This is a genomic window from Haloterrigena salina JCM 13891 (genome assembly GCF_000337495.1).
GTDB classification, from domain to species: Archaea; Halobacteriota; Halobacteria; order Halobacteriales; family Natrialbaceae; genus Haloterrigena; species Haloterrigena salina.
In genome coordinates this window covers 140,044-151,334 of the sequence record NZ_AOIS01000013.1, presented here as the reverse complement: position 1 = coordinate 151,334, position 11,291 = coordinate 140,044, and the positions used below count along the sequence as shown (strand labels likewise).

Sequence of the window (11,291 nt, the reverse complement as noted above, 5' to 3'; positions counted from 1 at the left end):
GGCGCGATCGACGATCGCGCGCACGGGGTGGCCGAATTCGATCTCCGTACGGAAAGGGACGTCGCCGTCGCTGTCGGCGTCGGCGACGATCTCGCGTGCCCGTTCGAACACCGTCTCCGCATGCTCGCGGGCCGCCTCCTCGATGTCGTCGGCGAGCGCGAGACCCGTCGCTCGCCCCCACATCGGAGACGGCTCACCGACGACGTGGAGAACGGTTATCTCGGCGTTCGGAAACGCGTCGATCGCGTACTCGAGCGCGTATTCGCTCATCTCCGATCCGTCCATCGGGACGAGGACGTCTGAGACCATACGCCCCCTCCCACGGCGACGGGAATAAGCCCACGGGCGGGCCGCCGTTCGAACGGATCGCTGAGGTCGGCGGCCGTCGTCTTCCGCCCCCAGTACCAAGGGTGTGTGTCGCATAGACGCACATAGCCACGGACCGATCATGGATCGCGACGCGCCGGCAGTCGGCGAGGGGACCAACATCGACGACGAAGCGCCGCGTATCGAACCGACGGTCGAAACCGAAGCGGCGACGAAGACCGACGACGCCGAACTCGAGCGGACGCTCGGACTCGTCGGCGGCCTCGCGATCGGTATCGGGACGATGATCGGTGCGGGTATCTTCGTCTTCCCCGGATTGGCGGCGGGACGCGCGGGCCCCGCCGCGGCGGGTTCGTTCGCGATCGGGGCGGTGATCGCGCTCTTCGTGGCGCTGCCGGCGTCGGAACTCGCGACGGCGATGCCGAAAAGCGGCGGCGGCTACTACTTCATCTCGCGCGGACTCGGGACGTTCGCCGGGACCGTCGTCGGACTGTCGCTGTGGCTGGGGCTCGTGTTCGCGACGGCGTTCTACCTGGTCGGATTCGGGTATTACGCCGTCGACACGCTCGCGGAGCTCGGAATCGCGGTCGGCAACGGACTGGTGATCCCGCTGGCGCTGTTGTTCGGCGCCGGGTTCACGGTGTTGAACGTCACGGGAACGGAGAACGCGGCGAAGCTCCAGAACGGAATCGTCGCGCTGTTGCTCTCGATTCTGGTGTGCTTTCTGGGCTTCGGCGGGCTCGACGCGCTCGGCCTCGTCGGCGAACCGGCCGCACCCGAGCGGTTCGCCCCGTTCGGCGCGTTTCCCGTGTTGACGACGTCGGCCCTCGTGTTCACCTCCTATCTCGGCTTCGCACAGATCGCGACCGTCGCCGGCGAGATGAGAGACCCCGGCCGGAACCTGCCGCTTTCGATGGTCGGCTCCGTGCTCATCGTCGGGATCTTGTACGTGGTGACAATCTTCGTCGCGACGAGCGCGTTCGGAAGCGACCGCCTCGCCGAACTCGGCGAGACGGCGATGGTCGAAGTCGGGCGCCACTACCTCGGTTCGATCGGCGCGTTGGCGATCGTCTTCGGCGGCCTGCTCGCGACGATTTCGAGCGCCAACGCCTCGATACTCAGCACGTCGCGGGCGGTCTACGCCGTCTCGAGGGACGCCTTGCTCCCGCGGCGGGCGAGTCGAATCAACCTCAGGTACGGGACGCCCCACGTCGCGCTCGGGTTGGCCGGCGGACCGATCCTCGTGTTGGTTGCCACCGGACAGGTGGAGCTGCTCGCGGAGGTCGCGTCCTTCCTGCACCTCGTCATGTACGGCCTGATCTGCGTCGCGCTCGTCTCGCTTCGCCGCGACGAGCCCGAGTGGTACGATCCCGACTTCCGGACGCCCGGCTATCCGGTCGTCCCGGCGGTGGGGGCGGTCGCCAGCTTCGGGCTCATCGGATTCATGCAACCCGCTTCGCAGGTCATCGGCGTCGCGGTGATGGCCGTAACCGCCGGCTGGTACTTCTATTACGCGCGCGACGTGACGCTACGGGGGGCACTGTGATGACGCGCGTCCTCGTCCCGCTGACCGTGCTCGAGGGCGAATCGGTTTCGCCCGGACTCGTCCGCCTGCTCGAGCCGGTCGACGTGACCGTCCTCGGCTATCACGTCCTGCCCGAGCAGACGCCGCCGGATCAGGCGCGGCTCCAGTACGGCGAGCGTGCGACCGACGCGCTCGCCGACCTGGCGACGGCGTTCGAGGACGACGGGCGCGAGGCCGACTACCGGCTCGCGTTCACGCACGATCGAGACCAGACGATCGATCGGGTCGCCGCCGAAACGGAGTCGCGAGCGTACGTCATCACGGGCGCCGCGGGATCGATCGATCGACTCTTCGTGGCGCTCACCGGCGACGTCGCCGTCGACCGCATCCTCGAGTTCGTCGCCGAACTGGTCGGCGACCGCGAGATCGACGTCACGCTGTTTCTCGCGACGGACGCGGAGACCGACGGCCGACTGGCGCTCGAGGAGGCCATCGAAACCCTCTCGAGGCGCGGAATCGACGCGGAGTCGACGCTCGTCGTGAGCGAGGGGCCGTTCGACGCCGTCAGCGGCGCGCCGTTCGACGCGCTCGGAGAAGCCGCGGCGGAGCACGACGCGATCGTCGTGGGCGAGCACGCCCCGTCGCTCCAGTCGTTCCTGCTCGGCGAGGAGCCCGAGCGGATCGCCGCCGAGTCGGTCNCCGCTCGAGACGCGTCGTCGGCGTCGGCGTCGAATTCGTCGTGAGGGTCGTCTCGAGACTTACTCGGTTACTCGGCTGCAGCGTCGCCTTCCTCCTCGTCGGCGGGTTCGAGGTACTCTCCGCGGACGACGAGGACCGGATCGGCCGTTCGCTTCGCGATCCGCTCGGCGCGGTCTCGAAGGACGTACCGACGGACCGACGGTCGGCTCTCGCCCGCGACGATCGCGTCGTGCTCGCTCGCGGCCTCGAGGATCGCCTCCGTCGGCGAGTCGGCGACGACGATCGAGCGAGAGATCCGATCGGGGTCGACTCCCGCGTCCTCGAGCGCGTCGGCCGTCGTCGCGAGCAGTTCGTCCCCTCGATGCCGGTCTCGTTCGTCCGCGACGACGTGAAAGAGGGTCACGTCGATTTCCGTCCCGTCCAGTACCGTGGCGACGAGTCGCGCCTTGTGCTCGACGTTAATGTCGCTCCGGATCGCGACGAGAAACCGCTCGAGGACCGGCGCCGGATTGAGAATCAAGACGGCGTCACACTCCGCTTCGACCGCGACGCGTTCGAACGTCTTGAAGCGATCGTGCGTGAACACGAGTCGCGAGGTGACGGGACAGCCGGCGGCTTCGAACACCGACCGACGCTCCTCGAGTTCGCGCGCGGCTCGCCGCTGGTACTGATCGCGCGCCTGATCCGGCGACGTCTGTTCGGGGACTTCGTGATACCCGAGCAAGACGACCGGGATCGACGCGAACGCGTCGACGATGGTCGTGGGAACGCTCTCCCCGCGGAGTACCGCGACGGGAACGAGCACGCGGTGATCGCCAGTGTCAGGCATTGGCGAATGCCTCTGGTTCGCATACGGGACAGCGGGTAATATACCCCCTGCAGGAAAGCGAGCACCGATACCGATCGCCGTCGGCGTCTCGCGTCGGACAGCGGCGGCGTCAGAGTCCGAAGATGGGAACGAACCGAAACGTGGCGTACGCGCCGACCGTCGCGATCATCGGGACGACGTTCTGCATGAGCACGACGCGGGCCGTCGTCGCCGGATCGAAGAGATCGGCCGCGCTCGGGATCCGTTCGGGTTCCTCTTCGCCGATCGGCGGCAACTCCTCTCCCTCCCGGTCGGCGGTCAGCGCGCCGACCGAGACCGGCGGCGACTCCTCGCCGCGGACCGCCTCGGAGACCGTCACCGGTCGCGTCGCCCGCCCCCAGCCGAGACCGATGATGCACATCGTTGCGATGATGACGAAACTCGCCGGAATGCCGATCGCGGAGAGGAAGATCACGAGCGAGGCGCTGACCGTCGCCGTGACGATCGCCGCCGTCAGCGGCAGCTCCGTGAGCTCGTTCCCCATCGTCTCGAGGGTGCGTCGTGCGATCGTGACCGTCCCGATCCCGACCGCGACACAGCCGATGAGGATGGCGGGATTCATCTCGAGTTCGCCGCTGCCGACGAGCGGGGCGATCGCGTTCGCGATGTTCGAGGTCCCGGAACTGAACGCCATCAGGCAGCCGATGACGATCACCATCGCCACGCCGCCCAGTTCGCGCCGGTTGGTGGTGTCGCTCGGAGTCGGGATCGGAACGCGACCGGACCGATCGATCCGAACGAGCGGGCCGACGCTGCGTTCCATCGCGAGCTTTCGATTGAGGGACGAGTAGAAGTAGCGGCCGATGATCAGCGAGACCCAGAATCCGATGAACGGGGAGACGACCCACCAGATGGCGATCTGCCCCATTACGACCCAGTTGAGTTCCCCGGCGGCGAGTGCGAGTCCCGCGATCGAGCCGACGGCGGTCATCGACGTCGAGGCGGGGACGCCGAAGAAGTTCCCGATGAACAGCGCCACGCCGATGAAAAAGAGCACGCCGACGCTCGCCTCGAGCGTGAAGACACCGGGATCGTAGACGAGGTCGCCCCCGAGGGTCTCGACGACGCGACGCCCGATCGTCCACGCACCGACGAAGAAAAACACCGTCATCAGTACGCCGGCGGTCGTCTTCGAGATGGCATCGGCACCGACGGCCGGACCGAACGCCGGGCCCGTCGTCGCGCCGCCGATGTTGTAGCCCACGAAGACGGCCACGAGAATCCCCACGAGCAGCAGCACGGACACCATACTGATATACGGCTTTCACGTCGATTCGGATATTCGTTGTGCCGTCGTGTACGACGCGAGAATCGACGAGCCGTCGGGTGCGGGTGGCGCCCGCGTCGGTGACCCGATGAGACTGCGAGGGGTTACCGCGTCGTGTCTCCGGTCTCGTCCCCGCCGTCCGCCGTTTCGTCGGCGACCGTCTCCTCGAGGAGGTCCTCGATCTCGTCTTCGCGCGGACGACGGTCGATGCGCTCGTCGACGGTTTCGATCTGTTGTTGGACCGCGTCGACCTGCTCGCCGATCGACTGTTCGACGGCTTCTTCGACCGTCTCTTCTACTTCCCTCGTCATCCACTCCGGATCGAAGCGCGCCATCTTCCAGATCACGTGCAACGCGTACGAGACGAGGACGCCCAACCCGAGCGCTAATCCGACTCGCGTTCCCTCGACGACGATCAGAACGACCGAGACGAAAATCAGCACCCCGTAGGCGAGATCGATGATCGCGTCGATACGGCTCGGATTCATCGTTCGGTCTGCCCCTTCAGCGTAGTCGCGGGTCGGTTTCGGACTCGTTCCACACGGACGCTCATAACGTCGTATCATTTCAGGGTAGCGTGTGAAATCACTTGGGGAGAACTGCATCACACGCCCCAGAGCACGGCGATGCCGAGGACGGTCACCACCGAGAGCAGCACCTGCAGCGGTGCGCCGATTCGCGCGTAGTCGCTGAAGCGGTAGCCACCGGGGCCGTAGACAAAGAGGTTCGTCTGGTAGCCGATCGGCCCCAGAAAGGCCGTGCTCGCGGCGAAGGTGACCGCCAGGACGAACGCGAACGGGTTCGCGTCGATGCCCGCCGCCGCCGCGGCCGCGACCGGGATCAGGAGCACGACGCTGGCGTTGTTGCTGATGACGTTCGTCAACAGTGCCGTGAACATGTAGAACACCCAGAGCACCGCGATCGTCGGCAACAGCCCCGCGGCTTCGACGATCGCGAACGCGAGGAGCGCCGCCGCACCGGAGTCCTCGAGTGCGACACCCAGCGGGATCACGCCCGCGAGCAGGAAGATGATGTCCCACTCGACGGCGTCGTACAGTTCGTTGGGCTCTAAGACGCCCGTGACGACCATCGCGACCACGCCCGCGAGCGCGGTGATCAGGATCGGATAGATCTCGAGGGCCGCGATCGCGACGACCCCGATCATAATGGCGACGGCGACCGGCGCCTTATCAGCGCGGTACTCGGACCGCGGCGGTTCGCGGGCGACGATCACGCCGTCGCGCCGCGAGAGTCGATCCAGCGTGTCGGGCGGCGCCTGAATGAGCAGCGTGTCGCCGACGTCGAGCCGGCGGCCGACGATCCGCTCGCCGACGAGCGCGCCGTGGCGCCGGAGGCCGAGGACGGCGGCGCCGAACTCCTCGCGAAACGACTCGGGATCGAGGCGTTCGCCGATCAGTTGCGAGTCCAGCGCGACGACCAGTTCCGTGACGATCCCCGACTCGCCGTCCGGAGACAGCGTCGCGGTGGAGTCCGATCGACCGACGAGTTCGACGCCCTCGGCGTCCTCGAGGGTCGTGATCGCGTCACGATTCGTGCGAACGACGAGGACGTCGCCCTCCGTGAGGTGGGTGCTTTGGCGGGGCGCGACCGACCGGTTCTCGTCGCGGACGACCTGCACGACGTCGATCTCGGGACCGAACCTGTCGGTCGCCTCGCCGACCGTCTCTCCCACGAGCGGCGAGCCGGGGACCACCGCGACGTCGGCGATGTAGTCCCCGACGTCGTACTCCTCGAGGTAGTCCGCCCGCGGCGGGACGCGCTCAGGGAGGAGGTAGTGACCGACGAAGATCAGGTACAACGAGCCGGTGATGACGACGATAACCCCCAACTGCGTGAACTCGAACATCGAGAACCGGTGGAGTTCGGGGTACTCGGAGCCCAGCCGCGCGCTGATGTCGCTGGCGAGGATGTTCGTCGACGTGCCGATCAGCGTGAGCATCCCGCCGACCTGCGAGGCGTAGGACAGCGGGATCAGCAGCTTCGAGGGCGAGGTGTTCCCGCGGTTGGCGACGTCGGTGACGACCGGCACCAGCAGGGCGACGACCGGCGTGTTGTTCAGAAAGCCGGAGACCGGGGCGGTCGCGCCGACGGTCGCGAACAGCTGCTTCCGGAGGCTCTCGCCCGCGAAGGCGGCCATCCGCCGTCCCAGTTCCTGGACGAGTCCCGTCCGGCTGATGCCGCCGCTGAGGATCAACATCGCCAGCACCGTGATCGTCGCCTCGTTCGCGAACCCCGAGATGCCGGTTTCGGGATCGACCCCGGTCCACGGCTCGAGGACGACCAGAATCACGATCAGCGAGATCGCGGTCACGTCGATCGGCAGCCGTTCGGTGACGAACAACGCGAGGGCGAGCGCGACGACGCCGAAGACGACGAGGACGTCCGTCGTCAGTTCGGGCCGTATCGCGAGGTCCTGCGCGAGCGCGACGGGGGCCGTCATCCGGATATCACAGCCCACGCGGTCCCGTTCCGTAAGCGCTCGCCACGAGATTCGGACTGTAACGGCTCGAGAGTCGTCATCGGCGCTGATACGCGGCCGTCGCCTGCGCCGCTACGCGGCGTCGTCGGCGCCGAAGTCGGTGGCTTTAGGCCCGCGCCCGGCCTGCGCCATCGTATGAGCGCGTTTCCGGCATTTCAGGTGATTCCCGCCGTCGACATGCAGGACGGCGAGGTCGTCCAGCTCGTCCAGGGCGAGCGCGGGACCGAGAAGACCTACGGCGATCCCGTCGACGCCGCCCGGCGGTGGCTCGACGAGGGCGCCGAGGCGTTACACCTCGTCGATCTGGACGGCGCCTTCGAGGGCCGGCGGGCGAACGGCGACGCCATCGACGAGGTCCTCGAGACCGTCGACGTCCCCACCCAGTTGGGCGGGGGAATCCGGACCGCCGACGACGCCGTCGACCTGCTCGACCGCGGCGTCGACCGGGTCATCCTCGGCACCGCCGCCGTCGAGAACCCCGAGATCGTCGCCGAGATCAGCGAGTGCCACCCTGACAGCGTGGTCGTCAGCCTCGACGCGAAGGACGGCGAGGTCGTCGTCGAGGGCTGGACCGAGGGCGCCGGGATCTCGCCGGTTGACGCCGCCGAGCGCTACGAGGAACTGGGGGCCGCGGCGATTCTCTTCACGAACGTCGACGTCGAGGGTCAACTCGAGGGGGTCGCCGCCGAACCCGTCCGCGAACTGGTCGAGGCGACCGACATTCCCGTGATCGCCAGCGGCGGCGTCGCGACGCTGGAGGACGTGCAGGCTCTCGAGGCGGCCGGCGCGGCCGCCGTCGTGGTCGGGAGCGCGCTGTACGAAGGCCGGTTCTCGCTCGCGGACGCTCAGAACGCAGTCGACGGGTAGCGACCGGAACGGCGGAGCGAACGACGCTCGGTATCGCAGATCGCGACGCGACGTACTCGAGAGGTGACTGGCTGGGCGACGGGATCGAGTCCGGTGCGAGCGTCGATAGCGCGTTACTGCTTGTAGCCGTGGCCGACGTAGAGGGCACAGACGTTGACGGCGAGGAGGACGAGGAACGTGGCGGTGATCCGCGGATCGCCCAGCCCCTGTGCGAGCAGCGGCAGGTGGACGAACGGGAGGGCGATCGCGACCCAGAACGAGAGGAACTGCGTCGAGCCTTTGACTGAGCGGACGAGCCGGCGAAGGCGCTGCTCGTGTTGTCGGTCCGATTCAGGGCCGGACGGACCGATCGATTCGTTCGAGAGCGGGGAGGGGTTTGACATCGGTTCGGGTCACCTCTTCGTATACACGACATTCTCCCCTCGCATCATATAATGGACTGAATATTGTCGTCATTTCGCTTCGTTTTACCCTCGGTAACGAGTCAATACGATATTTTGATACCCGATTAGAAACAGTTAGATCTTTCATAAGGGCCTTAGGAAGTCTAAACCGATCCGAAGCTATTTTCGGCTCCCGAGCGACCGAGAGTGAAACGTGGCCGACAGTATCAGTATATAGACACTGTCGACGCTGGTTCCCTCGAGGGGAGACCGGTCGAGCGCAATTCCCTTGTACCGGCGGTGCGATCGAAGCGACATGAGCGAGCGAACGGCGACCCGAACGCGGGAGACGGCCGAGACATCGATCGAACTCGAACTCGCGATCGACGGCACCGGCGAGGCCGACGTCGACACCGGGATCGGTTTCTTCGATCACATGCTGACGTCGTTCGCCAAACACGGCCTGTTCGACCTGACCGTCGACTGCGACGGCGACCTCGCGGTCGACGACCACCACACCGTCGAGGACGTGGCCATCGTCCTCGGGGAGGCGTTCGACGAGGCGCTGGGCGATCGGGCGGGGATCGTCCGCTACGCCGACCGGAAGGTGCCCCTGGACGAGGCCGTCGCCGGCGCCGTCGTCGACGTCAGCGGCCGCCCTCGGTTCTACTTCGACGGGACGTTCTCCCAGGCGCAGATCGGCGACTTCACGAGCGATATGGCTCGTCACTTCGGCGAGTCGCTGGCGATGAACGCCGGCCTGACCGTCCACCTCGAGGTGGTTGCCGGCGAGAACGCCCACCACGAGGTCGAGGCGCTGTTCAAGGCGCTCGCGCGGACGCTCGACGACGCGACGCGACTCGACGAGCACCGCGAGGGGACCCCGAGCACGAAGGGGACGCTTTAGACGTCGGGTCGGCGCAGTTCGCCGCGCTTCTCGACGAATTCGTCCCGTTCGATCGCGTGGTCGATGATCGCGTCGACTTCGCTGGACTCGAGATCGTAGGCGCCGGCGGCCAGGCTTTCGACGGCGCTGCGCTGCATGGGGAACTCGCGGTTCCGCAGCAGTCGAAGCACCTTGCCGTACGCGGCCGGCGGCTGACTCGTGCCGTCTCGATCGGCCGACGCGCTGGTCTCCGCGTCGCTCGAGCGCTCGTCGTCTGACTCGGTTTCGTCGTCGGTTTCTTCCCCGGTTGTGGACGCCGGTTCCGGCGTGTTCGATTCCCCGTCCGCGGGCTCGGCGTGCTCGAAGGTGATCCCATCCTCGAGCAGCGACTCGGAATCGATCGCCGCGTCACCGCCGGCGTCGGCGGCGCTGTTGTCAGTTTCGGCGGCTTCGGCTTCGGCGTCGTCGGATTCGGCGTCATTGGCGCCGACGTCATCGCCGGCGGCGTCGCTCTCGCCGGTACTCGCGTCCGACACCGTCGCGTTGGGACGCGAGGCTCGCGACCGCTTCGGGGTCGACTCGTCGGCCGACGCGACGACGGTCCCGCTCTCGCTCGCGTTTCCGCCGGCACGATCGCCGTCGTCGCCCTCGTCGGAGGGTCGTCCGTCCCCCGCGGACGCTGCCGACGACTCGCCGCCGGTGCCGGCGCCAGCGCGGGCGAGCAGCGGTTCGATGAGGGTCTGCAGACGATCCTTGCAGTCGGTACAGAGGACGACGCGTCGCTGTTCGGCTTCAGTCGGCTCGAGTTCGGGCGGGACGATTTCGAACGCCCCGGCCGCGTCGCCACCGCAGAAGTCACAACGTCGGAGTTCGCGCATGGTGTGCCGTTTCGCCCGGACCGTCAAAAATCGCCCGCCAGACGCGCCGTTCACTCGATGACGTCGATCACCGGGCCTTATACGCCGGCCACCGTATATCCGCCAACGAATGTTCGACGAGATCATGGAGAAGTTCGAGGGGTCGCCCAGCCAGCAGGCGGTGATTCGCTTGCTGTTAGAGCGGGGGTTCTCGGTCAACGACGACGGCCGCGTCGTCTCGGGCGGGATCGAGATTCCGAACACGGGTATCGCCCGCGAGATCGGCGTCGACCGGCGCGTCGTCGACTCGACAACCGACGTCATCCTCGGCGACCCCGAGCTGCGCCGCATCTTCCAGAACATCTCGCAGGTGCCGAGCCTGATGGATCTGGCGCCGGTGCTCGACCTGACGGTGCTGACGGTCACGCCCGACGACGCCGACCAGAAGGGAATCGTCGCGGGGATCACCGGTCTCCTGGCCGAACACGACATCTCGATCCGTCAGACGATCAGCGAGGACCCCGAGTTCACCGACGAGCCGCAACTCTACCTGATCACCGATCAGGAGCTGCCGGGCAGCGTTATCACCGAGATTCGCGACCTCGAGTTCGTCCGCAAGATCGAACTCCAGTGACGATCGGTCAGTCGTCGCCGTCGGTCGACACCGTATCGGCGTGGTCGTCCAGGACCGACTTGGTCGCGGTCGTCAGTTCCTTGAACCGATCCATCGACATGTCGTCGGTCGTCACCCAGACGCCGTGGGGCCCGCGGATCACCCGGGAGAGGTAGCCGTTCTCGAACATCCGAACCGTCGCCTGGTACTCGCCGAGTTGCGTGTTGCGGTAGGCCGACTGGGAGCGAAAGCCGAGCCGTTCGTGATCGGCGAACCCGACGAGGTCGGCCGTCTGTTCGAGGTCCGAACGGAGGTAGATCTGCTCGACCTCGTCCTCGGTGAAGTAGGTGATGCTCCGCAGCTCGTCGCCGACGGCGGTTCGGCTGACGCTGAGGAGTTCCTCCGCGAGCGTCCGGTCGATGGTTTCGGTCTCGAGCTCGGTTTCGTCGCTCATACCCGCATCCACCACAGCGGGGGACAAGAGCGTACTGAACATCGA

13 protein-coding genes are annotated in these 11,291 nt (G+C 67.0%); 5 read left to right on the top strand and 8 right to left on the bottom strand.

The features are described from left to right. Positions 1–309 (bottom strand): universal stress protein (locus C477_RS03875; protein WP_008893132.1); only part of this gene is annotated, 309 nt, incomplete at its 3' end. Positions 310–448: 139 nt separating this feature from the next. Here C477_RS03875 and C477_RS03870 point away from each other — a divergent pair. Then, positions 449–1,873, top strand: a complete 1,425-nt coding sequence (locus C477_RS03870) for an APC family permease (RefSeq protein WP_008893131.1) — start codon at positions 449–451, stop codon at positions 1,871–1,873. Further along, positions 1,873–2,595 (top strand): UspA domain-containing protein, encoded by a 723-nt coding sequence (locus tag C477_RS03865; protein ID WP_008893130.1) that lies wholly within the window; start codon positions 1,873–1,875, stop codon positions 2,593–2,595. Before C477_RS03870 ends, C477_RS03865 begins: the two co-directional genes overlap by 1 nt. A 23-nt stretch (positions 2,596–2,618) precedes the next feature. On the opposite strand, the gene C477_RS03860 is transcribed toward C477_RS03865, so the two are convergent. The 4 genes from C477_RS03860 to C477_RS03845 form a co-directional block, all read right to left on the bottom strand. Beyond that, on the bottom strand, positions 2,619–3,380 hold the full coding sequence (locus tag C477_RS03860; protein ID WP_008893129.1) for a universal stress protein: 762 nt from the start codon (positions 3,378–3,380) through the stop codon (positions 2,619–2,621). A gap of 109 nt (positions 3,381–3,489) precedes the next feature. Continuing rightward, complete coding sequence (locus tag C477_RS03855) at positions 3,490–4,668, bottom strand: inorganic phosphate transporter (RefSeq protein WP_008893128.1); 1,179 nt, start codon at positions 4,666–4,668, stop codon at positions 3,490–3,492. Between the two features lie 122 nt (positions 4,669–4,790). Then, positions 4,791–5,174 carry a hypothetical protein gene (locus C477_RS03850; RefSeq protein WP_008893127.1) on the bottom strand — a complete coding sequence of 128 codons (384 nt, stop codon included), beginning with the start codon at positions 5,172–5,174 and terminating at the stop codon, positions 4,791–4,793. 116 nt (positions 5,175–5,290) lie between these two features. Next, complete coding sequence (locus tag C477_RS03845; protein ID WP_049914220.1) at positions 5,291–7,147, bottom strand: SLC13 family permease; 1,857 nt, start codon at positions 7,145–7,147, stop codon at positions 5,291–5,293. 174 nt (positions 7,148–7,321) lie between these two features. On the opposite strand from C477_RS03845, the gene hisA reads away from it, so the two are divergent. Beyond that, complete coding sequence (gene hisA, locus C477_RS03840) at positions 7,322–8,053, top strand: 1-(5-phosphoribosyl)-5-[(5-phosphoribosylamino)methylideneamino]imidazole-4-carboxamide isomerase (RefSeq protein ID WP_008893125.1); 732 nt, start codon at positions 7,322–7,324, stop codon at positions 8,051–8,053. A gap of 113 nt (positions 8,054–8,166) precedes the next feature. Here the strand turns inward: hisA and C477_RS03835 are convergent, their stop codons facing one another. Beyond that, positions 8,167–8,436 (bottom strand): hypothetical protein, encoded by a 270-nt coding sequence (locus C477_RS03835; RefSeq protein ID WP_008893124.1) that lies wholly within the window; start codon positions 8,434–8,436, stop codon positions 8,167–8,169. Positions 8,437–8,752: 316 nt separating this feature from the next. Between C477_RS03835 and hisB the strand changes: the two genes are divergently transcribed. Next, a complete protein-coding gene (hisB, locus tag C477_RS03830; protein ID WP_008893123.1) occupies positions 8,753–9,343 on the top strand; it encodes an imidazoleglycerol-phosphate dehydratase HisB in 591 nt (196 codons plus the stop codon). On the opposite strand, the gene C477_RS03825 is transcribed toward hisB, so the two are convergent. After that, positions 9,340–10,200 (bottom strand): hypothetical protein, encoded by an 861-nt coding sequence (locus C477_RS03825; RefSeq protein WP_008893122.1) that lies wholly within the window; start codon positions 10,198–10,200, stop codon positions 9,340–9,342. The two genes, hisB and C477_RS03825, sit on opposite strands and share 4 nt — an antisense overlap. Before the next feature lie 109 nt (positions 10,201–10,309). Here C477_RS03825 and C477_RS03820 point away from each other — a divergent pair, with 109 nt between their 5' ends. Then, positions 10,310–10,813: an amino acid-binding ACT protein gene (locus tag C477_RS03820; RefSeq protein ID WP_008893121.1), complete on the top strand. Its 504-nt coding sequence runs from the start codon at positions 10,310–10,312 to the stop codon at positions 10,811–10,813. Positions 10,814–10,820: 7 nt separating this feature from the next. Here C477_RS03820 and C477_RS03815 read toward each other — a convergent pair whose 3' ends face one another. Then, a complete protein-coding gene (locus tag C477_RS03815; RefSeq protein WP_008893120.1) occupies positions 10,821–11,246 on the bottom strand; it encodes a DUF7522 family protein in 426 nt (141 codons plus the stop codon). Positions 11,247–11,291 lie beyond the last annotated feature (45 nt).

Coding starts and splice junctions, on each gene's coding strand:
- C477_RS03850 (WP_008893127.1), bottom strand. CDS start 5,174: ATGAATCCGAGCCGTATCGACGCGATCATCGATCTCGCCTACGGGGTG.
- C477_RS03820 (WP_008893121.1), top strand. CDS start 10,310: ATGTTCGACGAGATCATGGAGAAGTTCGAGGGGTCGCCCAGCCAGCAG.
- C477_RS03825 (WP_008893122.1), bottom strand. CDS start 10,200: ATGCGCGAACTCCGACGTTGTGACTTCTGCGGTGGCGACGCGGCCGGG.
- C477_RS03860 (WP_008893129.1), bottom strand. CDS start 3,380: ATGCCTGACACTGGCGATCACCGCGTGCTCGTTCCCGTCGCGGTACTC.
- hisA (WP_008893125.1), top strand. CDS start 7,322: ATGAGCGCGTTTCCGGCATTTCAGGTGATTCCCGCCGTCGACATGCAG.
- C477_RS03855 (WP_008893128.1), bottom strand. CDS start 4,668: ATGGTGTCCGTGCTGCTGCTCGTGGGGATTCTCGTGGCCGTCTTCGTG.
- C477_RS03815 (WP_008893120.1), bottom strand. CDS start 11,246: ATGAGCGACGAAACCGAGCTCGAGACCGAAACCATCGACCGGACGCTC.
- C477_RS03835 (WP_008893124.1), bottom strand. CDS start 8,436: ATGTCAAACCCCTCCCCGCTCTCGAACGAATCGATCGGTCCGTCCGGC.
- hisB (WP_008893123.1), top strand. CDS start 8,753: ATGAGCGAGCGAACGGCGACCCGAACGCGGGAGACGGCCGAGACATCG.
- C477_RS03845 (WP_049914220.1), bottom strand. CDS start 7,147: ATGACGGCCCCCGTCGCGCTCGCGCAGGACCTCGCGATACGGCCCGAA.
- C477_RS03870 (WP_008893131.1), top strand. CDS start 449: ATGGATCGCGACGCGCCGGCAGTCGGCGAGGGGACCAACATCGACGAC.